General features: G+C 64.9%; 17 protein-coding genes. 8 read left to right on the forward strand and 9 right to left on the reverse strand.

All coding sequences use genetic code 11. The annotated features are described in order from the left end of the window. Window positions 1-195 precede the first annotated feature (195 nt). Window positions 196-1227 carry a fatty acid desaturase gene (locus tag ABIC03_RS36000; RefSeq protein WP_354065349.1) on the reverse strand — a complete coding sequence of 344 codons (1032 nt, stop codon included), beginning with the start codon at window positions 1225-1227 and terminating at the stop codon, window positions 196-198. A 165-nt stretch (window positions 1228-1392) separates the two neighbouring features. Then, window positions 1393-2829 (reverse strand): lipopolysaccharide biosynthesis protein, encoded by a 1437-nt coding sequence (locus ABIC03_RS36005; RefSeq protein ID WP_354065277.1) that lies wholly within the window; start codon window positions 2827-2829, stop codon window positions 1393-1395. A 304-nt stretch (window positions 2830-3133) separates the two neighbouring features. Here ABIC03_RS36005 and ABIC03_RS36010 point away from each other — a divergent pair, with 304 nt between their 5' ends. Continuing rightward, the gene (locus tag ABIC03_RS36010) at window positions 3134-4201 is read left to right on the forward strand and encodes an endo-1,4-beta-xylanase (RefSeq protein ID WP_354065279.1); all 1068 of its coding nucleotides are present in this window, start codon (window positions 3134-3136) and stop codon (window positions 4199-4201) included. Between the two features lie 3 nt (window positions 4202-4204). Here ABIC03_RS36010 and ABIC03_RS36015 read toward each other — a convergent pair whose 3' ends face one another. The 3 genes from ABIC03_RS36015 to ABIC03_RS36025 all read right to left on the reverse strand — a co-directional run bounded on the left by ABIC03_RS36015 (window position 4205) and on the right by ABIC03_RS36025 (window position 9511). Beyond that, a complete protein-coding gene (locus ABIC03_RS36015) occupies window positions 4205-5155 on the reverse strand; it encodes a DUF6492 family protein (RefSeq protein ID WP_354065281.1) in 951 nt (316 codons plus the stop codon). A 95-nt stretch (window positions 5156-5250) separates the two neighbouring features. Continuing rightward, window positions 5251-6045: a protein-L-isoaspartate O-methyltransferase family protein gene (locus ABIC03_RS36020; RefSeq protein WP_354065284.1), complete on the reverse strand. Its 795-nt coding sequence runs from the start codon at window positions 6043-6045 to the stop codon at window positions 5251-5253. 1 nt (window position 6046) lies between these two features. Beyond that, entirely contained in the window at window positions 6047-9511 is a 3465-nt protein-coding gene (locus ABIC03_RS36025) for an ATP-binding protein (RefSeq protein WP_354065286.1), read from the reverse strand. A 143-nt stretch (window positions 9512-9654) separates the two neighbouring features. Between ABIC03_RS36025 and ABIC03_RS36030 the strand changes: the two genes are divergently transcribed. The 4 genes from ABIC03_RS36030 to ABIC03_RS36045 all read left to right on the forward strand — a co-directional run bounded on the left by ABIC03_RS36030 (window position 9655) and on the right by ABIC03_RS36045 (window position 18376). Next, complete coding sequence (locus tag ABIC03_RS36030; protein ID WP_354065288.1) at window positions 9655-16110, forward strand: non-ribosomal peptide synthetase; 6456 nt, start codon at window positions 9655-9657, stop codon at window positions 16108-16110. A 141-nt stretch (window positions 16111-16251) separates the two neighbouring features. After that, entirely contained in the window at window positions 16252-16422 is a 171-nt protein-coding gene (locus ABIC03_RS36035) for a hypothetical protein (RefSeq protein WP_162847227.1), read from the forward strand. A gap of 245 nt (window positions 16423-16667) precedes the next feature. After that, on the forward strand, window positions 16668-17399 hold the full coding sequence (locus ABIC03_RS36040; protein ID WP_354065290.1) for a 4'-phosphopantetheinyl transferase family protein: 732 nt from the start codon (window positions 16668-16670) through the stop codon (window positions 17397-17399). Next, window positions 17396-18376: an LLM class flavin-dependent oxidoreductase gene (locus ABIC03_RS36045; protein ID WP_275172173.1), complete on the forward strand. Its 981-nt coding sequence runs from the start codon at window positions 17396-17398 to the stop codon at window positions 18374-18376. The genes ABIC03_RS36040 and ABIC03_RS36045 overlap by 4 nt, the downstream gene beginning before the upstream one ends. Window positions 18377-18513: 137 nt before the next feature. On the opposite strand, the gene ABIC03_RS36050 is transcribed toward ABIC03_RS36045, so the two are convergent. The 3 genes from ABIC03_RS36050 to ABIC03_RS36060 form a co-directional block, all read right to left on the reverse strand. Continuing rightward, the gene (locus ABIC03_RS36050) at window positions 18514-19539 is read right to left on the reverse strand and encodes a histone deacetylase family protein (RefSeq protein ID WP_354065293.1); all 1026 of its coding nucleotides are present in this window, start codon (window positions 19537-19539) and stop codon (window positions 18514-18516) included. Window positions 19540-19665: 126 nt separating this feature from the next. Then, a complete protein-coding gene (locus ABIC03_RS36055) occupies window positions 19666-20607 on the reverse strand; it encodes an SMP-30/gluconolactonase/LRE family protein (protein ID WP_354065295.1) in 942 nt (313 codons plus the stop codon). After that, entirely contained in the window at window positions 20564-22636 is a 2073-nt protein-coding gene (locus ABIC03_RS36060; RefSeq protein WP_354065297.1) for a PQQ-dependent sugar dehydrogenase, read from the reverse strand. The genes ABIC03_RS36055 and ABIC03_RS36060 overlap by 44 nt, the downstream gene beginning before the upstream one ends. A 206-nt stretch (window positions 22637-22842) precedes the next feature. On the opposite strand from ABIC03_RS36060, the gene ABIC03_RS36065 reads away from it, so the two are divergent. The 3 genes from ABIC03_RS36065 (at window position 22843) to ABIC03_RS36075 (ending at window position 25076) form a co-directional block, all read left to right on the forward strand. Further along, complete coding sequence (locus tag ABIC03_RS36065) at window positions 22843-23076, forward strand: DUF6894 family protein (RefSeq protein WP_007600593.1); 234 nt, start codon at window positions 22843-22845, stop codon at window positions 23074-23076. 9 nt (window positions 23077-23085) lie between these two features. Beyond that, window positions 23086-23262 (forward strand): hypothetical protein, encoded by a 177-nt coding sequence (locus ABIC03_RS36070; RefSeq protein WP_275172179.1) that lies wholly within the window; start codon window positions 23086-23088, stop codon window positions 23260-23262. Window positions 23263-23486: 224 nt separating this feature from the next. Further along, window positions 23487-25076, forward strand: coding sequence for a gamma-glutamyltransferase family protein (locus ABIC03_RS36075; protein WP_354065300.1), 1590 nt, complete (start codon window positions 23487-23489; stop codon window positions 25074-25076). Window positions 25077-25078: 2 nt separating this feature from the next. Here ABIC03_RS36075 and ABIC03_RS36080 read toward each other — a convergent pair whose 3' ends face one another. Further along, entirely contained in the window at window positions 25079-26365 is a 1287-nt protein-coding gene (locus tag ABIC03_RS36080; RefSeq protein ID WP_354065302.1) for an NAD(P)/FAD-dependent oxidoreductase, read from the reverse strand. Window positions 26366-26373 lie beyond the last annotated feature (8 nt).

A 26373-nucleotide genomic window follows, 5' to 3' on the forward strand; every position in this document is an offset into this window, starting at 1 on the left:
CATATACGACGGTTAACGCAGGCGGAAGGGCGGCGCCCGGCCGAAGCTGGCGGTCTATCGCTGCGACAGAATGACCGAGGGGTCGGTGACACGGCTGCCAGCGCCTGGCGTCGGACGGCGAGGCCACGTTGAACGGCCGCTAGACGCCCATCGTTTCCGATCGCGCGGATTCACGCCATTCGGCGGCCGCGTAAGCTAAGCCACTGGAGTCAAAGCCGCCTTGCCAAACAAGGCCGCCTCCCCAAAGGAGACGAGCCGCTGCCGCTCCTCGTCCCACAAGGTCAGCCGCACGGTCCGCAAACTCTGGAGCAGCGTAATCCGCCCGACACCAGCGAACTGCGGATTGTCGCGCAACACGTCCTGCAAGCGATAGTAGGGAATTCGACTGGACAAATGATGGATGTGGTGGACGCCGATATTTGCCGTGAACCATCGCAGGACGCCCGGCAATTGATAGTGGGAGCTGCCGTGCAGCGCGGCGTCGTGAAAATTCCAGGTCTCGTCGTGGGCCCAATGCGTGTGCTCGAACTGGTGCTGGACGTAGAACAGCCAGACACCGATCGACGCTGCCAGAACAATGATCGGCAGGTGCACGAGCAGGAACGGCCCATAGCCGACCAGCTGGATCATCGTGACGACGAGAACCGCGAGGGCGATGTTCGTGCCCATCGTGCTCAGCCAGGGTTTCCAGCCGCGCCCCATCATCCCGACCGGCAATCGGTGCTTCAAGATGAACAAATACGAGGGACCGACGCCAAACATCACCAGGGGATGTCGATACAAACGATATAGCGTCCGACGCCATCGCGACCGCCCGAGAAATTCGCGCGTCGTCAACGTGTCGATGTCGCCTAAGCCCCTTTGATCGAGATTGCCGGAGTTCGCATGATGGCCTGCATGGTTGCGCCGCCAGTACCCGTATGGCGTCAGTGTCATCACGCCGAGGGCACGGCCGACCCAATCGTTCGCAAGGCGGCCGCGGAAGAAAGAGCCGTGTCCGCAATCGTGCTGGATCATGAAGAGGCGGACCAGCAAACCCGCCGCGGGCACCTCCAGCAGGAGGGCAAACCAATAACCCTGGTCAAGAGCGGCCCAGATCAGAGCCCAGATGACGACGAACGGTATCGCCGTAATCGCCAGTTCGAGGATACCCCGCGCATTGTCGGGCTCGCGATAGCGGGCAAGCAACTGCGCCGATGCGCGGATTTCCGGTATTCCTTGGCTCATATCTGCTCTGCTCCCGACATGCCGCCCAAGAAGCACGGTTATGGCCACCGACGCAACAAAATCGCCCTTCGCCTGGACCACTTCTAGCCGGAACCGAGACATCGCCAAGCCAAGGGGGTTTCCAAGGCCTCGCACAGCGAGGCCGAGCCTCGTCAGAGACCGCGGCTAAACGCCCAACGCCTTCCGATTGAAGGTTCGCAGGAAACGCAGCGACAGCGTCCGGACATTGGCGACGTTCAGCAACCACGCTGCGGCGGCATAAGCGAGCCCGCCGGCAAGGCTTACGACAATGAGCGGGACGAGGCCGATGCCATTGACCTGGGATCGTGCAACGAGAATGGCAGCCGCCATCGCCGCGGCGGAGACGGCAACGCCGGCGAGGCGGTGGAGGTCGAACGGGACCGGGTAGGCGCGATGCATCAGGACGACGGCAACGAGGAAGCCGATCGCTTCGGTCGCAAGCGTCGCCAGCGCCGCGCCGTAGAGGCCATGACCGGCCACCAGCACGAACATCAACGCCACGCTGACGACCAGCGTCAGGAACGACTGCGCCGCCAGCATGAACGGCCGCTCGGCAAGCTGGAAGCTGATCTGCACGTAGAATTGATTGGCGATGCCGAACAAGCGGGCGAGCACCAGGGTCGGCAGCAGCGCCGATACGCCGGCGCGGAAGTCGACGCCGACGAGCGTGCCGGCGACCTGGTCGGCTGCGAGCGCGAGCCAGACGGCGACGGGCGCGACCACGACGAGGAGAAGTTCGAGGCTCTCGGTCAGCCGCTCCCGCGTCGTCTCGGTATTTTTGTCCGACAATGACCGGAATACCAGCGGGACTGTCGCCGCAGCAACGCTGGAGGCGATCATGACCATGAACTGTCGCGGCAGATCGGCGGCGACGCCAAAGATGCCCGCGGCGTCCTTGCCGAGCAAATAAGCCACGATGAGGCGGTCGCAGGCCGAGTAGACCGCAACGGACAATCCGGCCAGCGTCAGCGGCAGGCCGTAGCGCGCCAGCTGCACGAACTGGCTGCGCTGAAAGCGCGCGATCCTGGTGCGGTCCCCGACGAGGTTCAGGATGATCCCGGCGAGCGAACCCAGGCCGAATGCGGCGAGCAGTCCCAATCCACCCCAGCCGAGCCAGATGCCGAGCAGGCCGAAACCGACGCTCGACACACTGCGCACGATCGAGATCGCCGCGAACCTGTAAGGGCGCAGTTTTGCGCGCTCGAACTCCTGCCCGACATCGACGGCATTCGCCATGATTGCGACGAACATGCTGGCAAGCAGCAGCCCAACGCTGAGATCACTGCGGAACAGGAAGACCAGCGGCGTGGTGGCGCAGAGGACGGCAACGGTGAGCGCGAAGGCGACCATTGCAGTGCCGCGAAAATCCACCTCGGCCGACATCGCCTGATAGCGCGACACAGACAGCTTGATCCAGGCGAAGAAGATCGCGCCCAGAATGCCGGCGAGGCTGATGCCGACGACATAGACGCCGTACTCCGCCGGCGTCAGCAGCCGCGTGTAGGCCGTGACGGCGAAGAAGCCCACAGCCGCGGGCAGGATGTAGGCGACGAGATAAATCGAGAAATGGCGGTTCAGCATGCGAGCACGGGACCGGCAACATTGTTGCGAGTGTGACGGCCGTTCATCAATTGGACCATGGCGGGGCGAACGAATTGCGCCGCAGCATCCTTCAACAGTGTCACATAAGTCTGGAGATCGGGCGGCGAATGCGGCTTTGAGGCCGCTTTCGCGGGTTAGCGTTAAATTTGCCCTTCCCTGACGGGGGCGTGGCTACCGAAAGGAACCGTGTTTTGGAAATGGCAAAGTTAACCCAACGAGGGGAAACCCCGGCGTTGCAAGGCGTCGCTTGGTACGATGGCGCGTTGGCTCGATAAGGAATGCCGTGACCAGGCTCGACAGACGCGAATTTCTTGTCGGCAGCGCCGCCGCACTCGCGGCGGGCGCATCGGCGTCCGCAGCGCCGATGTCGAAACTCGCCCAGCGCCATCAGGGATTTGGTGCCGCGGCCACGCTCTGGGATCTGCAAGCCGATCCCAGGCTCGGCGAAGCCATCAGCACCTATTGCACGCAGGTGGTTCCGGTGCTCGAGCTGAAATGGCCGATGCTGCGTCCCGACGCGCACACCTTTGCCTTCGAACGTGCCGACGCGATCCTGGATTTCGCGCGGCAGAACGACCTGACGATGCGCGGCCACGCGCTCGCCTGGTATCACGACATTCCGGACTGGACCAAGCAGATCAAGGATAGCAAGGGCGTCGAGCGCGCCTATGTCGACCACATCGGCACCGTCGTCTCCTATTACAAGGACAAGCTGACGTCGTGGGACGTCGTCAACGAGCCGATCCCGGACAATCCGCGCAGTCCAAAAGACCGGCGCGACTCGTTCTGGACGCAGCACCTCGGCAATCGCTGGATTCCGCTGGCGTTCCGTACGGCGGCCGCGGCCGACCCCTTCGTCAAGCTCGCGATCAACGAATACGACATCGAGTCGGCAAAGGACACGTTCATTGCGAAGCGCGCGGCCTACCGCAATCTCATCATGGACCTGCTCGACCAGGGCGTGCCGTTGCACGCCGTGGGACTGCAGTCGCATCTGCATGCCGAACTCGAGATCGACACCCATGGGCTCGCGGAATTCGTGACCGAGCTGCGCGCCTGGGGCCTCGAGGTGCTCGTCACCGAGCTCGACGTCGACGACCAGAAGCTGACGGGGACGCCGGCGGAGCGCGATGCCATCGTTGCCAAGCGCGTTAATGACCTCCTGACCGCGATCTCGACCAGCGGACCGGTGCGCTCGATCCTGACCTGGGGCCTGTCGGACCGCTACAGCTGGATCAACGGCACCTTTGCCCGCGCCGACAAGCAGCCGAACCGTCCTTTGCCGCTAGACGGCGAGTTCAAGCCGAAGCCGTTCATGAACGTGATCAGCAAGTTCACGAGGGACGTGTAAGGTCTAGCGAGCTTTCGGCACTTCGAACTGAGCCTCCTCGCCCATGTGCTCGGGCGACAGGCTCGGAGCGCGACGGTCGCGCGAACTGAGGCGGAACACGTCGCGGATATCGTCGATCGAGGTCGACGAATAGGACTGGATGCACAGCGCCACCTGGTCGGGCGAAGCGGCGCGCATCATCGTTTCGATGGCCGGGCGGTCGAGGCGCGTGTCGTCCCAATGCGAGACCGCGATGCTGTCTTCCGTGATCCGATGGGTGGCCAGATGCGCGGGCGAGTTCGCGACGAAATGGCCGTACATGAGATATTCCGAGAACTTCTTCTTCCGGCACAGTGCCAGAACCCAGTTCAATCCCGTCGCCGACTTGATCCCGTCGGTCATCGCGCGCGCGGTGTCCTTGTCCCAGACCAGTGCGTTGCCGACATAGTCGTCCGCGGGGAAGGACCGGTTCTTGATACCAAGGAGTTGATCGACGGTGCGGAGCCACAGGACATGCAAGGGGTGGGCGGCGTCGATCCCGTTGCGCGTGACGAACAGCGGCGTCTTCTCGGCGCCGGCGTATTGGCTGACGTCGAATTCGCGGAAGAACAGATTGTCCGAATCCAGGATGCAGACGCGCTGCTCGGGCGCGTTGAGGACGCCGGCAATCTTGAGGATCTGCTGGATGTGCCAGCCATGGACGGGTGACGACAGCAACGACAGCCAGACGCGCCGTTTGCTGATGAACTGAAGAGCCGGCGGCAGCGCCCACAGCCATTTCGGCAAATAGAGCGAGGCCGGAACGATGACACGCTTGTCGGAAGCGAACCGCGCGAACAGCGGCAGATCCTCATCGTTAACGAGAACATAATGCCGCGTGTAGCCCGTCAACCAGGTGTCGATGCTCTCGCTGAGCAGCGAAAAGCGTTCGATATCCTTGGCGTAGCTGGCGGTCAGCAGGGCAACGGAATGCATGGCACGCGCTCGTATGGCGATCAGGCCGCAGTCATAGCGGCGTCGAGACGCGTTGGATACTTACATTCGCAATCAAGGTAAAATGAAACGAAGCATTAGCCATCCGATGGCAGCCCCTGCTCGATGCCGCGAAAACGCAGCGGGGCCAGCGCGGAGGCGCGCTGCCACCAGTCGGCGACGCGGTCGTCGAGTGCGGTCACACCTCGGCCCTGGCCGGGGAAGATCCGGACCTGCTGCACCGCCTCGGCTTCGAACCCCTTGCCCTTGCGGGTGATCTTGAGGGCGGCGCCTTCGCGGTCCCGCTGGGTCAGCGGCACCAGAAGCCGGCCGCGCGGACGAAGCGAACGAAGCCAGAGCGGATGCGGCTGCGAGAAGCCGGCATGAACGATGATCACGTCGGCGGGTTCGCCGATGTCCTCGCATCCATCGCCATGGACGACCGCGACGTTGCGATAGGCGCTGAGATAATTCGCGGCGCGCGACGCAAGCCGTTCGTCGCATTCGATTGCCCGCACCCTGCCCTTCGGGCCCACGATCTTCGACAGCACGGCCGAGAAATAACCGAGCCCGCAGCCGATCTGGACGACACGGTCTTTTTCCCCGACGTCGAGCAAATCGATGAAGTGCGCCCACAGGCTCGGCAGTCCGGTGTCGAGCTTGCGGCGCGCATCGATCGCGACCAGCACATTGTCCTGGAGATGAACGGGATCGGCATCCGGCGTCAGCCGATAGTTGCGGGCCGCCTCGCTCTTGATGCGCCACGGCCCCTTCGCCAGAAAGTTTTCACGCGGAACAATGGCGAGGGCTTCGAGCAGGCGCGTCGAGGAGATGCGCTCGCGCCTTGCGATCAGCTCCACGTAACGCGCACGCGCGGCGGCAAGGTCGCTCATCTCACGGGATGGCCTGTTCGCGAACAGGCGCGTCCGCTCCGAGCTCGCTGATCAGTTGCATCGCCTGTTTCAGGTCCGGCGTGGAAAAGCCCTCGCTGAACCTGCCGACGATCGGTACGAGCAGGAGACTAGCGTGCTCGCGCTTGCCGGCCTCGTGCGACAGGCGCGCGAGGCTGACGGCGGTGCGAAGCTCCCACGACAGTGCGCCCTGCTTGCGCGCGATCTCCAGCGACAGGTTGAACAGGTCCTCGGCCTCCTGCACCGAGGCTGGATTCCCGTCCGACAGAGTGATCTCGCCTTGCAGGCGGTAGACTTCGGCGAGGTAGGAGTGGTCGCCGGTCCGTCTTGCGGTCGCGAGCGCACCGTCCAGCGCGCGCAGGGCGGCGTCGCGCATCCCCACCTTGGCGTAGGCCTCCGCGAGCAGGCAGCGGAACCAGCAGCCGGCGAGCCAGGAATCCATCGCTTCGTATTCGTCGAGGCCGAACCGCATCTGGCTGAGGCCTTCGTCGGCCTCGCCGAGCTGCGCCAGCGCCCAGCCGCGCAGGATCGCCGCCTGCTGCTTCCAGTGCAGGAAATTGTGCTCGGTGGCGATGATCATGGCGCGGTTGGCGTGGTCGCGCGTGCCCTCGACATCGCGTAAATGCTGGCAGAGATAGGCGCCGAACACGAGCGCGAAGGCGAGCGTGAAGGGGTGGCGGATCTTCTCGGCGTTCGCGATCGCCTGCTCGCTGTGCTGGCGCGCCGCGTCGGGCCGGCCGAGGAACCACAGCAGGTAGCCGAGATAGGACAGCGAGACGACGCCGGGATCGGTGCCGTGCCGCTCCATCAGATCGGAGTGCAGGTCGGGGCTGTAGAGGTTGATGCAGCGGTGCAGGTGGTGCTGGGACGCGGCAAAGCGCCCGCGATAGAGCATGGTCATCGCGATCGAGCGATGCGCCTCGATCAGATAGCCGGTCTGCTGCGCCGGTTGCGTCCCTTCGTTCAGCCGCTCGCGCTTGGCGAACTTCAACAGCTCGACGCTGAGATCGTGCGCGCGGGTCAGATCGGCGCGGATGAAATGACAGACCCAGAGCCCGCGCGTGGCGGCGAAGGCCTTTTCGTCGTCGTCGAGCTGCTGGCCGAGTTCGAGGGCGCGAACGTAGTTCTCCTCGACCTCCTGCACGGCATAGCCCTTGGCGGCGATCAGTGCGTTGCCGAGCGCGATGCGCAGCTCGAGCTCCATCTCGTCGGCGCCCTGCATGCGCGCATTGGCCTGCACGACGCCGAGGCCGCGGCCCAGATGCCCGATCGCCTCCAGATTGGCGCCACTCTTGGCCGCCTGCTTGCCGGCCTTGAGCCAGAAGCTGGCGGCGCTCTCGCTCTGGCCGGATTCAGTCATATGATGGGCGAGCAGTTCCGGTTCGCGCTCGGTCTTCTCGGGATACATCTCGGCGAGCACCTGCGCGATCCGGGAATGCAGCTTGCGCCGCTCGCTGTGCAGCAAGCTCGCATGCGCGGCGTTCTGAATCATCACGTGCTTGAAGGAGTAGAGCGCGTCGGGCGGATGGCCGCGGCGCATGATCAGCCCGGCCTCCTCCAGATGATTGAGCGCGGCCTCGATCTGTTCGGCGGGCGTGTTGGCGACTGCGTGCAGGGTCTCGTAGGAGAATTCGCGGCCGATGGTGGCGCCGATCTGCGCGATCCGTTTGAACGGCCCCATCCGGTCCAGCCGCGCCATCAGCGAGTCCGTCAGCGTCGCCGGGATCGCGAGCTGCCGCCACGGGCCCGACAGCACGTAGCGCCCGTGCCGTTCGGTCAGGAGGTTGGATTCGAGCACCGTCTTGGTCAGCTCCTCCAGGAACAGCGGCACGCCGTCGGTCTTGACGATGATTTCCTCGATGACTTCCTTGGGAAGCTCGCGTCCCGCCACGCGCTCGACCAGCGTCGCGCGCAACTGCCGGCTCAACCGGCTCAGCACCAGGGTCGTGATATGCGAATGGGCGTTCCAGCTCGGCTGGAATTCGGTCCGCGCGGTGATGATGACCAGGATTGCCCGGTTCTGTGCCCGGTCGACCAGGAGATCGATCACCTCACGGGATGTCGGGTCGATCCAGTGCAGATCCTCGAATGCGATCACCAGCGGCTGCTCGCGCGCAAGGCCGAGGAAATGATTGACCAGTGCCGCGACGGTTGCATCCTTTTGCTGCTGCGGCGACAGCTCCAGCGGCGGATAGCGGTCACCGGTCGGAATGGACAACAGCGCGGCAAGCAGCGGCGCAACCTGCTCGATGTCGCCATGAGCGGCGGCGATCGCGGTCTCCAGGCTCGCCAGCGACTGCACGGACGCGTCCTCGCGATCGAGACCGAGAGAGAATTTGAGCTGTTCGGCGAACGGATAGAACGCCGTGGAGGTGTAATAGGGCGAGCACTGGAACGAGACCTGTCCATGGCGATCGCCCGCGATGCGCTCGAAGATTTCCTGGATGATGCGCGACTTGCCGATGCCGGGCTCGCCGAACTTGACCACGACCTGGCCCTCGCCCTCCTTGGCCTGCTGCCAGCGCCCCATCAGCAGCGCGATCTCCTCCTCGCGGTTGACGAGCGGGGTCAGCCGCGTGCCCATCGCGGCGGCGAAGCGGGTCTCCACCCGCGAGGCGCGCATCACGTGCCAGGCCTGGGCTTTCTCCGAGATGCCTTTCAGCGCGTGGACGCCGAGATCGCGGTAGTCGAACTTCCCCTTCAGCAGCGACTGGGTCGACGTGGAAATCACCACACCGTTGGGCGGCGCCAGACCTTGCAGGCGCGCGGCGAGATTGACGGTCTCTCCGACCGCGGAGTCGCGCTCTTCGGTGCCCTGTCCGACGAGGTCGCCAACCACGACGATACCGGTCGCGATGCCGATGCGGACGGCGGGTGAGTGGCTGAGCGCGCCACGTGGCTCGATCGCGCGGGCGGTGGACAGCACCCGGACGATTTCCAGCCCCGCACGCACGGCGCGCTCGGCGTCGTCCTCATGTGCGGTCGGATAGCCGAAATAGACCAAAATACCGTCCCCGACGAAACGGGCGGCAAAACCTTCGTAATGCTTCACCACGCGGACACAGGTTTCGCGGAAGCTCGCGATCATGTCGCGCACGTCTTCCGGATCGAACTGCACCGAGAGCGAGGTGGAATCCACCATGTCGCAGAACATGGTGGTGAGCTGACGTCGCTCGGCGCCGACCTCCGTCCGGACTTGCGGGCGCACCGTCGCGTCGGCCTTCTCCGCGGTTTCGGCCCGGAACAGCGCGGTCATGGCCCGCTGGAGCCGCTTCCGATCGCCGAGCGGCAAGCCGAGCTCGACCAGATCGGATTCGGTCAGGTCCCCCATGACGTCGAGATCGAGACGGTGTTGCGCGAAGAGATCGGTATAGTGGCTAAGACCGATGCCCTCGAGCCAGCGCTTCAGCCCGCCTTCCGCTCCCGTGCCCGGCTCATTCTCCAGCATGGTGATTCTGCCCGACCCAATCACTCCGTCGAAGGGCTCAGGGCCCCGCAACCACAGATTTTGGGGCCAAAACTTCACCTCAGACTGGACGCGTTCCTTAACTTCTTGGAAGAATAGCCCAATCGGATCAAAAGGGAACGGAATTGTCGGACGCCACACGCCCAGCGCCGCAGGAATCAGCCGGCACGACGGCCGAAACGAAGATATTCGCGCATATCGGCGGCCTTCTCGATTTCCATGCCCGCAAGACGCCGGCGGCCCCCGCCCTCCTCGCCCCCGGCCGGCCGGTCCTCAACTACGGCGAGATTGCCGAGCGAACGCATGAGCTCGTCAGCACGCTGCGCGGGTTTGGCATTGCACCTGCCGACCGCATTGCGGTTGCGCTGCCGCGCGGTGCCGACAGCGCACTGGCTCTGATTACGGTCGCCTCGAGCTGCGCTTGCGTCCCCGTCAATCCCGATCTGACGGCGGACGAGCTGCAACGCTATTTCAGCGAATTGAAGCTGACGGCGCTCGTCACCAGGGCCGACACGAACTCGGCCGCCCGCGATGTCGCCAAGGCGCTCGATATTGCCGTGATCGATTTCATGCCGGGGCCGCAAGATGATCTCGGCGGCTGCGCGTTCGTCGGGCCTGCGGTTGGACCGGCGAGCAGCATCGGCGCCTCGCGCGGCGACGATGACGCGTTCATCCTGCTGACATCGGGCACGGCGGCGCGGCCGAAGATGGTGCCGCTGACGCATCGCAATGTGTGTCTCTCCGCCTACAACGCCGGCCGCGTGCTGTCGCTCGCGTCCCACGATCGTCTGCTCAACGTCCTGCCGCTGTTTCACGCCCATGGTTTGATCTCCGGCCTGCTGACGGCGCTGGCCGCGGGCTCCAGCGTGATCTGTACCGACGGTTTCGACGCATCCTCCTTCTTCGGCTGGATGCGGCAGCTGCAACCGACCTGGTACACGGCAGTGCCGACCATCCATCGCGCGCTGCTGACGGCGGCGGAGGCGAACCCGGATCTTGCCCGATCGTCGTCGCTGCGCGTGATCCGCTCCGCCTCGGCATCGCTTGCGCCTGCGATCCTCGACGGGCTGGAGGCGACGTTCGGCGTTCCCGTGCTCGAAACCTACGGCATGACGGAGGCGGCCTCGCAGATCGCGGCCAACCCGTTCGAGCTGCGCAAGGCCGGATCGGTCGGCCGTGCCGCGGGCCCCGAAATCGCAATCATGGACGAGACGGGCCGCGCGCTCGCCAGCGGCGAGCATGGCGAGATCATGCTGCGCGGACTCAACATGAGCCGCGGCTACTATAATGACGAGGCGGCGACGCAGGCTGCATTTCGCAACGGCTGGTTCAGGACCGGCGATCTCGGCTATCTCGACGCTGACGGCTATCTCTTCATCGTCGGCCGCATCAAGGACGTCATCAACCGCGGCGGGCAGAAGATCTCGCCCCTCGAGGTGGAAGAGGTTCTGCTCAGCCATCCGGCGGTGCTGGAGGCCGGCGTGTTTGCCGTCCCGCACCAGAAGCTCGGCGAGAACGTCGCCGCAATCGTGGTGCTGCGGCCGAATTCCGAGGCGACCTCGGACCAGTTGCGTCAGTTCGCCCGGAAGCGGCTCGCGGCCTACAAGGTGCCGAGCCTGATCCGCAGCGTGGCGACGCTGCCGAAAGGCGCCAGCGGCAAGGTCAAGCGCAATGCGCTGGCCGAGCTGATCGCAAACGTGGACGGCGGCGAGGAGGCTGCCCGTCTGCCGCGCAACGCGCTGGAGACTGAGCTCGCCGGGGTCTGGGCCAATTTGCTGGAGCTGCCGCAGGTCGGGGGCGATCAGGACGTCTTCGCGCTCGGCGCGGACTCGCTCGCGGTGACGCAGATGCGCTCGCGCCTGCGCGAGCGTTTCAATGTCGACTTCTCGTTCGAGGACGTTTTTGATTGCGCCACGGCCGCCGCGCTTGCGGCCCGGATCGAGACTGCCTCAACCCATCGCGAAACGCTGCTGCCGGCCTGGCAGCAGGCCACGGAAGCAGACGCGCCGCTCTCGTTCCAGCAGCAGCGGATGTACGTGCTCTCGCGGCTCGACCCCACGCGCTACAATTATAACGTCGTCGAAGTCGCGCTCCTCAAGGGTGGGCTCGGCGTCGCCGCACTTTCTACTGGCCTCGCCGCGATCTCGGCGCGCCATGAGGCGTTGCGATCGATCATCGTTGAACGCGAGGGCGAGCCGGTGCAGCTTGTGCTGCAATCGCCGCCGCAGTTCGAGCGGATCAAGCTCAAGCCCTGCCCTGCGGACAAGCGGGCCGCTGTCGTCAGGCGCGAAGCGCTCCGGCTCGCGCAACATCCGTTCGACCTTGCGCATGAGGCGCCCCTGAAGGTCACGCTGCTCTCGTTCGACAAGAGCAGCCACGCGCTCGTGGTCAATGTCCATCACCTCGTCACCGACGGCTGGTCGCAGCGGCTGTTCTGGGAAGAACTCGCCGCCCATTATTCGGCAGCGCGCAAGAACGACGTGGCGGCACTGCCTTCGCCCGCCTTCCAGTACCGCGACTTTGCGCTCTGGCAGCAGAGCTGGACGAAGACGTCGGCGGCAAAAGAGCAGCTCGACTACTGGCGGACGCATCTCGACGGCGTCACCACGCTGCCGCTGCGAACCGACCGGCCAGGGCCGGAGGTCTGGAGCGGCCACGGTGCCCGTCACTATCTCGAGTTCTCCAGAATTCTGTCGGCCGACCTGCGTGCGCTGAGCCAGAACCAGGGCGTCACGCCCTTCATGACCCTCCTCGCGGCGTTCCAGTGCCTGCTGTTCCGTCACACCCGACATGAGGATGTCGCGACGGGATCTTTGATCGCCAACCGCAACCAGATCGAGAGCGAGCGCCTGATCGGACTGTTCGCCAACACCCTGATCCTGCGCAATGATTTTGGCGGCGATCCGAGCTTCGTCGACATGTTGCGCCGGGTACGGCAGGTCACGCTCGATGCCTATCGCAATCAGGACCTCCCGATCGAGGAAGTCCTGCGCGCGCTTCAGATCGCGCGAAGGAGCGACGGCAACCCGCTGTTCCGGATCATGTTCATCCTCCAGAACGCCTCGATCGAGGCGGCACGTTTCTCCGGTCTGTCGACGCGGCGGCTCGAGATCGATCCAAAGGTGGCGCGATTCGACATCACGCTCGAACTGGTCGAGGCCGACGGCCGTTTCACCGGCTTCTTCGAATACGCCACCGATCTGTTCGACGCGGCGACGATCGAAGGTATGGCAGCTCAGTTCAAAACCCTGCTCAAATCCGTCATCGCCGATCCCGAGCAGCGCATCTCGCACCTGCCACTCCTGACCGAGACCGAACGCCGGCAGCTGCTGGCGCAGGGCCGGGGCGTGCCGGCCAATTTCGCCACGCGCGGCAATCCGAGCGAACGTTTCGACCGCCAGGTCAAGAAGACCCCGAACGCGATCGCGGTGTCGGACGGCCGCACGTCCCTGAGCTATCGCGAGCTGGCCCGCCGCAGCCAGGCGGTCGCGCGCTGGCTCACCCTCGAAGGCATCGGTGCCGAGGCCGTGGTTGCCTTGCTTGCAGATCGCGGGCCCGACCTGCTTGCCGCGATGATCGCCGTGCAACGCGTTGGCGCCGCCTTCCTCAATCTCGATCCCGACCAGCCACCGGCACGGCTCGCAACCATCCTCGGATCGAGCGGCGCCCGCATGCTGCTGACCGGACGGGCGCAGTCGTCCATGGCCGAGGCGCTGCTCGAACCGCTGGTCGAGCGCATTCAAACGGCCGAGCTCGAGGACGCCATCGCGCCAGCGTCGACCAAGCCGGCCCGCGCAACGCGGCGCGCGGCTTCGAGCCTTGCCTATCTCATCTACACCTCCGGCTCCTCCGGCGCGCCGAAGGGCGTCATGATCGAGCAGCGCGGGCTTTCGAACCATCTGGCCTCGCTCATCTCCGAGCTGAACCTCTCGTCCCGGGACGTGATCGCGCAGACCGCGCCGCAGAGTTTTGTCATCTCGGTGTGGCAGTTCCTCGCGGGGCCCATGGTCGGCGCGCGCGTCCATGTCTGCGGTACCGCGATCGTGCAGGACCCGATTTTGCTCGCGCGCGAGATCGAGCGCGAGGGCATCACAGTGCTGGAGATCGTCCCGTCGCTGCTGCGCGTGATCCTCGATCGCATGGACGAGACACAGGTCCGACGCGCCTTTGCAAGGCTGCGCCTTCTGATCTCGACGGGCGAACCGCTGCCCGTCGATCTCTGCAAGGCCTGGTTTGCCCACTGCCCGAAAGTGCCGCTGATCAATGCCTATGGTGCGTCGGAATGTTCCGACGACGTGTCGCTGCATCGCCTGACCAAGGCGCCGGCGACCGACACGGGCCATGTCCCGGTCGGCGCGGCGCTTCCGAACATGCAGCTCTACGTGCTCGACGCAAGCCTGCAGCCGCAGCCGGTCGGCGTGACCGGCGAGCTCTGCATCGGCGGCGCCGGTGTCGGCCGCGGCTATGTCAACGATCCCGCGCAGAACCGGCAGCGCTTCCTGCCCGATCCGTTCTCGCGCAAAGCAAGCAGCCGGCTGTACCGGACCGGCGACCTCGCCCGTCGCCGCGCCGACGGCACGATCGAATGCCTCGGTCGCGCCGACCATCAGGTCAAGGTCCGCGGCTACCGTATCGAGCTCAAGGAGATCGAGAACGCGCTTGCCGACCATCCGGATGTGCGCGCCGGCATCGTCGAGCCCCGTCGCGAAGCGAGCGGCGATGTCAGGCTGATCGCCCATATCGTCGCAAGATCCGGCAGCCGGAGCAGCGCCAGCGAGCTGCGCGACTTCCTGAAGAGCCGGCTGCCGGGCCATGCCATCCCGTCCGCGTTCCTGTTCCTGGATCAGGTGCCGCTCAATGCCCATGGCAAAATCGACCGGAGCGCGCTGCTGGCGCCGGCGCAGCAGGAAACGTCCGGACCGGATACGACCGTGCCGGCGCGGCGCTTCACCGAAAAGGTACTGTCCGACATCTGGATCGACCTGCTGACGGTCGAGAGCCTCGGCGTGACCGACAATTTCTTCGACCTCGGTGGCCATTCGCTGCTGGCGGGCCAAGTCATGGCGCGCGTCGCTCGGGCGCTCGGCGTGTCGCTGCCGATCAAGACCATCTTCGAGGCACCGACGATCGACGAGCTTGCCCGGCGGGTCGACGAGGCCGTGGCGGCAAAGCCGCGCAAGCCGGCCGCAAGTTTCGCAAGGCTGGCTACAGCGAGCCTGGCCGAAGGCAGCCCTCCCACGCTCTCGATCGCGCAGGACCAGATGCTGCGGATCGAGCAGAATCTTCAGGGACTGCCGCTGTTCAACCTGCCTTTCGCCTTCCGTCTCCAGGGGCCGCTCATTCTGGCTGCTCTGGCGCAGGCGATCGACGACATCGTGCGCCGGCACGAATCGCTGCGGACCCATTTCGGCTGGAACGGCGGGGAGCCCGTCAGCCGCATCGCCGCGCCCGGCGCCCTCGGCCGTGTTCTGGCCGTCGAGACGATCGGCGACGGTCAGCCCCACAACAACAAGCGGCGCAAGGCGCTGGAGCTCCGCAAGATCGATCTCCTGATCGAACAGGAGACCTATACCCCGATCGACACCACGCGCGCGCCGCTGCTGCGCGCCCGGCTGCTGCGACTTCACGACGGCGATCACGTGTTGCTGCTGACACTGCACCACGCCGTCGTCGATGGCTGGTCGATCGGCGTGCTGTTCGAGGAAATATCCAACCGTTATGCGGCGCTGGCCGGCTATCGGTCGGTGCCGCTGCCGAAACCGCCGCCGGCTTTTTCGGACGTGGCGCGCTGGCAACGCTGGTGGTGCGGCACCGATGCCGCCCGCCGTCAGGCGGCCGACTGGACCGAGAATTTGCGCGGGGCGCCTCCCCTCTTCGAGGGCGAATCAAGCCCGGGCCCGTCCAGGGGGCACCATCCGGTCAGTCTCGAGCGTGAGCTGATCAGCCGGCTCACGGCTTTCGCCGGCCAGCACAATTGCACGCTGTTCATGTGCCTGCTGACCGGCTTGAAGGCCCTGCTGCTGGCGCGGACCGGTCGCGACGACATCTCGGTCGCCACCGCCATGGCCAATCGCGCCCAGCCGGACACCGACCGGATCGTCGGTCCGTTCGAGAACACGGTGATCGTTCGCACCAAAATCACCCCGGAGCTGTCGTTCGCGCAGGCCGTGGACCGGGTCCGCCAGAGCGTGCTCGACGCGCATGCGCGCCAGGAGCTGCCGTTCAACATCCTGGCCGACCATCTGGAGCAGGAGGGGATCAATCCAGCCTCGCTGCTCCAGGTCTATTTCACCCTGCAAAATCCGCTGCGCCGGCCGCTCGATTTGCCTGATCTCACGACAGCATCGATCGGCAACATCGCCCGCGAAGGCCAGCCGGTGCTGCCGATCGACCAGACCTGGCTGTCGCTGATGCTCAAGGAGCGGTCGACGGGAATCACCGGTTCATGCAATTACAAGAGCGAGCTGCTCGACGGCGCTACGATCGGCCAGTGGATAGAGGATCTTGTCGCGCTGCTCGGGGCTGCTCTCGTCCAACCCAATGCGCCACTCGGCCGATTGCTCAATCGCAGGGCGGCATAACCGGCCGCAAAGCACGGACGAATACGGGGTCACTCGTCAAAGCTGTGAATGACCAAGTTGCATCTTGATTATTTGGCGCCATCGCGCAAGATTATTCTCGCGTTTTGATTTGGACGATTATTTTCAACCGGGGAGTTCGTTATGGGTTTCATCAAATTTACCAAGGGCACCTCGTTGAGCGACAAGGACCGCAAGGCCCTGCAGAAGTTGCTCGGCGCCGAGAAGAAGAAGCTGCAGTCCGCGCTGAAGGACGTCGACGCTAGCATCTCGATGTTGGGCGGCTCAAAGAAGTCCAAGAAGAAGAAGACGTAAGACTCGTCGGCCGGGACGCCGCACCAATCTCCAGGCTTCAGTTTTCGGGCTTCAGCTTTCAAATTTGGCCGCTCGCGTGTCGAGTTGGGGTCTCGCACAAGCTTGCGCCCGTAAACCGGCCAGCAATCGACAAGGATTCGCCCGAGTGGACCGCTAGAAGCGGTCCGCTCAGTTGATTCTTGCTCAGTTGATTCTTCCGTCATGGCAGGGGATTTGGCCCCGGCCTGACGCCATGGGCCCAATTGATGGCAGACGACAGAATTGAACTGTTTGTCGGACTGATCGAGACTTTTGACGGGCCGGATGCGGTTGATACGTGCCGGCGCCTGCTCTCGGTCGACGAACGCGTACGAGCCGACCGCTTCGTGTTCGAGCGACACCAGCGGCAATATATTTTCGCGCACGCAATGTTGCGCCTTGCGCTCTCGCATGTCGCACCTGATGTCGCACCCACCGACTGGTCGTTTGCGGCCGGGCGTTACGGGCGGCCGTTTGTCGCATCGCCCAAGACCTCGAGCTCGCTGCATTTCAGCCTGTCACACGCCGACGGCTGCGTCGCCTGCGTCGTGTCAGGGCATGAGACCGTCGGCGTCGACGTCGAGACCGTCTCGAGTCGGGTGGCGCCGCTGTCGACCGCGCTTCGGTTCTTCGCGCCGGAAGAGGTCGAAACGCTGCGCGGACTGCCGGAGCCCGCTGCGACCGAGCGCTTCTTCGACTACTGGACGCTGAAAGAAGCCTATCTGAAGGCCAGGGGTTTCGGCCTCAATCTGCCGCTCGACGCCTTCGCAATGCAGGTCTCGCGCGAGGCGATCGAGATCAGCTTCAAGCCCGATATTGCCGACGATCCGCAAGGGTGGCGATTCCAGCTGATCTCGCCGTCGCCCTCGCATCGTCTCGCGATTGCCGATGGCTCCCGCGCCACCGGCGGCCTTCCCATCACCCGCAATGCGTGGCCGCTGCAGGAGGCGGCTGAATGACGCCGCGGCGGCTGCGCGTATTTCCCGCGATTTCGCGCAACCGCGACCCCAAGAAATACGTCGCCGAGTTGATGCGGGTCGCGCAGTTCGCCGACCGCAACGGCTTCGAAGGCATCCTGCTGTTCGAAGGCAACGACGTGTTCGTCGAGCCCTGGGCGATGGCCCAGCACATCATCGGCGAGACGACCCGATCCTCGCCGCTGATCGCGGTCAATCCGGTCTACATGCACCCGTTCACGGCGGCGAAATTTGTCTCGTCCTTTGCGCAGCTCCACGGCCGCAAGGTCTATCTCAACATGATCACGGGGACGGCGGTCAGCGATTTGCAGGGGCTCGGCGACGAGCAGTCGCATGCCGACCGCTATGTCCGGCTCGGCGAATTCGTTGCGCTGATGCGCCAGCTGCTGGCAAGCCCGCGGCCGGCGACTTTCGAGGGCCGGTTCTACCGCGCAAGCAACCTGCAACTGCGGCCGCGCCTGCCGCCGGAGCTGATGCCGGAATTTCTGGTCGCAGGCCAGTCCGAGCCGGCACAGCGCGTGGCGAAGGAGACCGGCTGCATCAAGATGCAGATGCTGCCGCCCGATCTCGACCGCGGCCTCGATGCGCCGGGCGTGAATTTTGGAATTTTCGCCCGCGAGGGACGCGACGAGGCACGACAAGCGGCAAAGGCGCGTTTCCGCGATAATGCCGACGATCGCGAACTGCTCGCACTCACCGTGGAAAACAGCGATTCCGTGTGGAAGCGGCGCCTCTACGAGGGCCAGAGCGGCGAGCTAGCGGACAATGGCTATTGGCTGCTGCCGTTCCTGACCTTCCAGGCCGACTGCCCCTACCTCGTCGGCAGCTACGCGGAGATCGGCGCGAAGCTGAAGGAATTTGCCGCGAAAGGGCTGACCACGATCATGCTCGACATGGTCGCAGACGAGACCGAGATGCAGCACGTCTGCAAGGCGCTCGCGGCAAGCGGGATGTTTTGAGTTGTTGATGAAGTCGACCTAACCATCACATCGTCATTGCGAGCGTAGCGAAGCAATCCAGAGTCCCTGCGCGGAAAGATTCTGGATTGCTTCGCTACGCTCGCAATGACGGAGAATGATGGGCTACTCAGCGAGAATCACCGCGCCTCTTCGAATCCCGCCAGCACCGAGGTCAGGTTCGCGCCCAGGATATCCGAGAGATAGCCGCCCTCCTGCACGAACACGGTCGGCAGGCCCATCTTCGCGATGGCCTGGCCGATGCGGCGGAAGCCGGGCGTAGTGACGGCGAGACCCTTCAGCGGATCGTGCTCGGAGGCGTCGAGGCCGAGAGCGATGACGAGGGCGCCGGGCGCAAAGGATTCGATCGCCTTGCGCGCGACGTCCATCGCCTGGATGTAACCGTCATCGCCGGTGCCGATCGCCAGGGGGATGTTGAGATTTGTGCCGAGGCCGGGACCTTCGCCGCGCTCATGCGCATAGCCCCACACGTAAGGATAATACGCGACGGGATCGGCATGGATCGAGACCGTGTAGACGTCCGGCCGCGCGTAGAAGATGCCTTGCGTGCCGTTGCCGTGATGGACGTCGACGTCGAGGATCACGACACGCTCGTGCTTCTGCCGCAGATGCGCCGCCGCGATCGCGCTGTTGTTGAGGAAGCAGAAACCGCCGGCCATATCGCGATAGGCGTGATGGCCGGGCGGCCGGCAGAGCGCATAGGTCGCATCCTCGCCGTCCATCACCATCTGTGCCGCGCTGACGGCAACGTCGGTCGCGGCGCAGGCCGCGGCCCAGGTGCCCGGGCCGATCGGCGCCGCGGTGTCGGCGGTGTGCCAGCCGAGCTTGCCAATGATATGAGTGGGATAAGTCGCGGCATGGCGCACCGGATGGATGTTGCCGATCATCTCCGGGCCGGAATCGCCGAGCGCGGTCCAGGCCTCCCAAGCCTCGCTCAGGAACGACAAATATTCCGGACTGTGGATGCGCGCACGCGGCCCCTGCCCGAATATGGTGGGCTCGACCAGTTGATGCTTGCCGTCCTTGAGCCCTTTAAGCAGGCGGTCGGCACGTTCGGGCTGCTCGGTGGTGCGCTTGACGACGCCGCGGACCAGGAAGAATTGCGGATCGTGGCTGCGATGCAGCTCGGTATGGACGGCTTTCACTCAAACACTCCGTGGTCGCTTTGACGGTGCCACAGATGTCTAAATTCCCGCGGCGGCGAGATGCAAGCAAGAAGAATGCCGCCCGTGTCGCACCGCCCTGCGCCGGAAGCAGATCGCTCGTGAAACTCAGCAGCGCCCGCGCTGAAGACAGTGCTCGCGGCCCTGCTGGTCGGTGCGGAAGGACTCGACGAAGCCGCCCTGACGCTGGGTCACGAAGATCGTCTTGCCGTCGTGGCCTCCGAAGGCGAGATTGGTCGGCTCCTTGGCCCTGAGCGCGATCTCCCGCTCGACCGCGCCATTGGCCTTCATCAACGTGATCGTGCCCTTGAGGATGCGCGCGACATAGAGGCGGCCGGCCACGTCGGTGCGCAGGCCGTCGACGGTGTCGGGCTGAAACGCCTTGACGAGTTTTGGACTGGTGAGCTCGTTGCCGCCGAGCGTGTAGGACCAGATCTGGCCGCTGCTGGATTCCCCGACATAGAGCGTCTTGTCATCAGGGCTGAGATCGATGCCGTTGGTCGTGCCCATCGCGCGCGGCGCCGACATGAGCTGTCCCTGCACCGTTCCGTCGGCGCCCCTCGCGATGCGCCAGATGTGACCTTCGCGACCTTTCCAGTTCGGATCGCTCGCGTAGATCGTGCCGTCGCGGGCGATGGTGATGTCATTGGGCTGGTTCATCTCGTCGGAGTGAAACCAGAGGGCGGGCTCGGTCGATCCCTTCGGGATCGCGAAGATGTTGTGCTTCTTGTAGTCGGCGATGAACATGGTGCCGTCGCGCGCGAAGCGGATGGCGTTGCCGACGCTGCCCTCGGGCAAAGCCGTAAACGGCACGGACGCCGCGCCGCCGACAGGCAGCTTGCCGATGGTGCCGGGCTTGCCGAAATTGACGACGAAGAGGTTGCCGTCGAGATCGGCGGCCGGGCCTTCGATGCCAAAGGTGTATTCGCCTGATGGCGTCACCTGTACGCTTTCGAACAGTTTCGTTTCCGCTCGGACCGGTGCCGTCGCAAGGACGAGAACAACGCTACTGCACAGGCACCAGAAATTCCTGCCGGATGTAATAGCCATCGCCGTCGCTGCACTCGCCATTCAGATAGGGATCGGCCGGCCGGAAGAAGCGGCTGAAGCCGGGTTTGTCTACAGCGTTCCTTTGTGTCACGACGACGACCTTGGCAGCCGGTATTTCGCCGCATTCCTTGTTGGTTTTCCCAAAGAACTTGCGCTGCGGCGGGCCGGGCTTGATCCGCATCCGGATGCCCGGAACCATTTTTGACACCAGCAGATCCGCCGTGTCGAGCAGGCGCGTGTAACCAGGCTCGGCCTTCGGCAAGCCTTCGCCACCCGGCGGCATCAGCTTCTCCGCGCCTAACCCGCGAAGCCGCGTGCGCAACTTGCCGGAGTCTGGATCGCCAGGATAGATCCAGCCGTCCTGTGACAGCATGAAGCGAAGCACCGTCGCGTCCTTCTGTGCGTCAGATTGGCCCGGCTTCAGGCCGAAATCCGAGTGACAGCCGACGCAATGCTTCTCGACGAGGCCCTTGCGCAAATTGGTGAGCCGGACGCTGTTCTGCGCGTCCCTGGCAACGAAGACCGCCAGTTGATCGATCAGCGCCTGGCTACGTATGTCGCAGGGCAACGGCGCGGGCGCATCGCCCGCGGCCCGGTCGATCCGGATCACGGTCTGGTTCTTGTCCTCGACCAACCAGATTGCGCCGTCCTCCGCAACCGTCATGCCGACGGGCTCACCTTGCGGCCGCGCGCCGTTGACGCGGTGCCAGCCTGCGATCAGCTCCTCGAACGGCGCGGCGGCGACGTCGCCGGCCTCGGTCTGAAAGCTGTGGGTCGGATCGGCCGCGCAACTGACATGATAGCGCACCGGCGCCGGGGCGGGCTTCGGGAAGCCGTGGTCGTCGACCTCATAGACGATGACGCGGCTGCCGGTCGGGCGATAGCCATGCAGGCCGACCAGCAGCTTGCCCTCGAGCTCCGGAAATTTCGCGCCGTGATAATAGAGCATCGCCAGCGGCGCACCGTGCGGCGGCAGCAGCGAGAACGGCGACTTGTAGAGAACGTTGGAGGTGCACAGCGATTTGTAGACCCCCGACTGCAAGACGATTCTGAATTCGGGACTCGGCGTCGACAGATCGTAGCAATAGGGCCAGCCGTAATGCCTCCCCTGCTCGATCGAATTGATCTCCTCGTTCGGCTTGAAAATGTCAGGCAGATCGCGGCCGTTCTCGCCTTGCAGGAAGGCATAACCAGCATCGGGAAAGCTCGGGTGCAGCGCCAGCGCCATCGAGTTGCGCAGGCCGCGCGCATAGACGCTGTGCGGCGGGTCGGGTTCGCCAGCCTTCAACGCCGGGAAGATACCGCCCGGGGGCGGCGTGAACAGCCAGATCGATGCCATCGCGGAAGCGCCCTCGGCCGCCGCGCAAGGTTTCGTGATCGGCGCCGGCGTGATGCAGTCGTCGCTGTGCGAGCCGATGTTGACGAACAGCCGGCCGTTCTTATCAAAGACAAACTGCTTGAGTGGATGCGCGCTCTCGTCGACCCTGGTGCCGTCGGGCAATGTGATCCGGCGGCCCGGCATGTGACGGACGATGGTCTCGACCGTATCGCGCGGTTTGTCGGCGAGCGGATCGAACCGGAAGATCGTCTCCGCGCTCGAGGCATAGAGCTTCTTGTCCGGACCGATCACGAGACCGAACGGATATTCGATTGCAGTCAGCAGCTCCTTGAACCGCTGTCCCTGGGGTGCACGTGGGTCGAGCAACAGCAGCCGGCCGTCGGTATGGCCCCAGCCCGCCATGTCGGCGACCACGAACAGGTCACGACCGGGCACCTGGATGATCGAGCGCGGGAATTTCAGCCGATCCTCCTCGCTGGCGACGAGGCCAGCGCAAAATCCCGCCTTCATGTCGATCTGGATTCTGGGAAAGGCGAGATCGGCGCTGCCGCAGGTCTCCATGCCGATCACATAGCCGCTCTTGCGGACCGGTTCTGATGAGCCTACCGAGGCGAGGGTCAGGAGGACCACCAAGACGCCCGCGCATGCGCGCAGGCTTCGGCGTTCACGCCAGAATGTGAGGTGGTTCACGGCGCCTCCCGGACTTTCCGTCCAGGGTTGTTCCATGCCGTGGGAATGCCGTCCAGTTGATCAACACCCCCTTGTGATCAAACCAGCAGGGGGCTTGGCGCCGACCAATCTCCGTAGATTCCCTTACCGGGCTCGACCCGAATGTTTCGCGAAGGCTTGGAATGGTATCGGTTTGCCGTCCGAATCGCTCCCAATAGGAGACGCATATGGTCCAGGTCTATTTTCACTGCTCCAATACCGAGGGCACGCTGATCGATCGCAGCGGCACAGCCGTGACCAACCTGACCGAGGCGCGCGACCGTGCCGCCCAGATCATGAACGCGATGATCCTGACGCCCGGCGCTGAGGATTGGCGCGACTGGGTGATCCATGTCAGCGGCTCCGACGGCGAGGAGATCTTCGACCTCCCCTTCACTGCCATGCTCGGCAAGCCGCACTGAGGTGATGCCATGTTGCTCGCGTCACTGACCCTACTCCGCCAGCCCCTGAGCTTCGTCGCCAGCAAATGGCAGACGCTGATCCGGATCGCCGGCAATCCCTACCGGCCCGAGCTCCACTACATGCGCGGGCCTGGCCCGAAATGGCACGCCAAGTATCAGGCCAGCCGGCTGGATCGCGCCCGCTGAGCCCTGCGGCTCCTGCTTCCCACTGATCGGTCTCACAACTCGTCATGCCCGGGCCTGCCCGGGCATTCACGTGTTGGCGCCTCCCCCGCCTGCTTCACACCAGCCATGTCGCGCCTCCCTTTCCATGTTCTCGGTGGGGGCGATGTGCCATTCTTCGCACGCTCCCGCCCATTGCGGAGCTCAGCGCAACGAAGCCAAACCGAAGACAGCACACAGACATCATCATGCCTCATCAGTTCAGCCACGCCCAAACCGTCCGCAAGCCCGCCGTTACATCCAAAGGCGGCATCGTCGCTGCGCAATCGCGGCGGGCGGCCGAAGTGGGGGCGCAAGTGCTGGCGGCAGGCGGCGACTGTGTGGATGCGATCGTCGCCACCACCTTCGCGCTCAACGTGCTGGAGCCCTGGAACAGCGGCATGGGCGGCGGCGGCGCGATGGTGCTCTACCGTGCGGCGGAAAATCGCTACGAAGTGATCGACTACGGCATGTGCGCCCCGCAAAGCCTGCGCACCGCCGACTATCCGCTCAGCGGCGAAGGCGCGGCTTCCGATCTGTTTCCCTGGCAGCGGGTCAAGGACGACCGCAACATCCACGGCCCCGGCTCGATCGCCGTGCCCGGCGTCGTCGCCGGCATGGAAGAGGCGCATCGTCGTCACGCCAGGCTGCCTTGGAAAGATCTGGTCGCGCCGGCCGTCGCCCTCGCCGGCGAAGGCCTGCTGGTCGACTGGTGGACCACGCTGACGATCGCGGCATCGGCGGCCGATCTTCGGCGCTATCCCGCTAGCGCGGCAGCATTCCTGAAGGACGGCCTGCCGCCGAGCGCGCCATGGGGCATCAAGTCAGAGACGCGACTGCCGCTGGACACGCTGAAGGCGACACTGGCGCACCTTGCCGATGCCGGTCCGCGCGATTTCTACCAGGGCGATCTCGCCAGGAGCATCGCATCCGACATCAAGGCCGACGGCGGCGCGCTGTCGGTGGAGGATCTCGCCGCGTTCCGAGCCCATCTGCGCGAGCCGCTGGCGATTCCCTATCGCGGCGGCAAGGTGTTTGCGACGCCGGAGCTCACGGCCGGACCGACGATGGCGCATGCGCTGCGCCTGTTGCAACAGAACTTTAAGCCGGGAAGCGCGCCGGATGCAGCCGCCTACGTCGAATATGCCGCCGCGCTGCAATCAGCCTATCGCGAGCGGCTCAAGGATATGGGCGATGCCGACGGCAAGCGCTCGCTCGGCGCGGACTTTCTGGCGCCCGCCTGCACGACGCACTTCTCCGTGGTCGACCGCCACGGCAACATCGCGGCGGTGACGCAGACGCTGCTGTCTTCCTTCGGCTCGAAATATGTCACGCCGAACACCGGCATCGCCATGAACAACGGCATCATGTGGTTCGACCCGACGCCGGGCACCACCAACTCGCTCGCCCCTGGCAAGCGCTGCCTCACCAACTACACGCCTGTTATCGCCGAGGCCAAGGACGGCAGACGGCTTGCGGTCGGCGCCTCCGGCGGCCGACGCATTCTGCCGTCGGTGATGCAGATCGTGTCGTTTGCGATGGATTTCGGCATGGATCTCGATGCCGCGATCCATCAGCCGCGCATCGATGCCAGCGAAGGCGCAATCGTGATCGGCGATACCAGGTTGCCTGCGGGCACACGCGAGACGCTCGCGGCGCGCTTCGACTATGAGGAAGCGCGGGTGCAGTCCTTGCCGCAGAAGTTCGCCTGCCCGAGCGTGGTGATGCGCGACGGCGACACCAATTCCGGCGCAGTCGAGATTTTCCAGCCCTGGGCCGACGCGGTGGCGGAGGGCTAAGCTTAGATCCCGAGCCGGTCGCGCACCCGGCCTGCGATCACTGCCGTCGTCACGCCGACCGGCCAGAATGCGTGCATCGGGATCGGCTTGATGCCGGTGACGGGCATGTCGATCTCGGCCTTGGCGCCACCGATCAGGCGTCGCGCCAGCTGCGCGCCCATCGCCGTCGAGAGCGCGACGCCACGGCCGTTGCAGCCGAGCGAGATCAGGATGTTGTCTGCGGGCTCGTGCACATGCGGGTAATGATCCGCGGTGATGGCGAGCCGGCTGTTCCAGCCATGGGTCCAGGCGACGCCCTTGAGTTGCGGCCAAAGCCGCTCCGCGTATCGCATGAGATAGGCCACGTCGCGCGGCGAACTGATCCAGCGCATCGGACCGCGGCCGCCCATCAAGAGGCGGTTCTGCTGATCGATGCGGTAATAGACGGTGATGTGGCCGCTCTCGTAGAGCACCGGTCGCGTCGGCATGATCGAACGTGCCACGTCATCAGAAAGCGGCGCCGTGGCGGCGATCGAGGAAAACACCGGCACGATGGTGCGGCGGAGCGCCGGCCAGAGATCGTCCGTAAAACCGTTGGTCGCGAGCAGCACCTTGTCGGCATGAACCACCGCGCGCGGAGTCTCGATGCGCCAGCGGCTGCCCTCGCGACGGAGCGATAGTGCCGGTGTTTCGCCATGCACCTGCGCGCCCGCGGAGATCACGGCGCGCGCAAGGCCGCGGGCGTAGCTGAGCGGATGCAGGTCGCCGCCGCGGGTATCCAGCATGGCGCCGATGTAGCGATCGGTGCCGGTCATCTCGCGCAATTGCTCGCGATTGAGGTACGTCACCGGCATCCCACGGGCGATGCACTGTTGTGCGGTTGTCTCGATCGCGGCGGCGCTGGCCTCGTTATAGGCCGCGCGCAGCGTACCATTCTGCCGCGCTTCGCACGGGATCTGGTAGCGGCGGATCAAATCGTGGGTGAAGTTCGTCGTGCCGTAGGAGAACGCGACCATGCGGCGGCCGAGTTCAGCGCCGAAATCGGCTTCGATCTGATCGGGGTCGTGCTTCAGTCCGGGATTGGTGTGGCCACCATTATTACCGGAGGCGCCCCAGCCAGGCTCCTGCGCCTCCAGCACCAGTGCCTCGACGCCCTGCTCCGCCAGATGCAACGCGGTGGACAGGCCGGTGTAGCCGCCGCCAATGATGGCGACCGAGACCGTCTTGTCGATGTCGAGCGGCGGCGTGGCCACCGGCGCGACGGCGGTGTCGGCATAGAGAGATGGGGGCAGAGGCAGGCGCGCGTTCATGGCAAGAA

The organism is Bradyrhizobium sp. RT6a, from assembly GCF_040547675.1.
Taxonomy (GTDB): domain Bacteria; phylum Pseudomonadota; class Alphaproteobacteria; order Rhizobiales; family Xanthobacteraceae; genus Bradyrhizobium.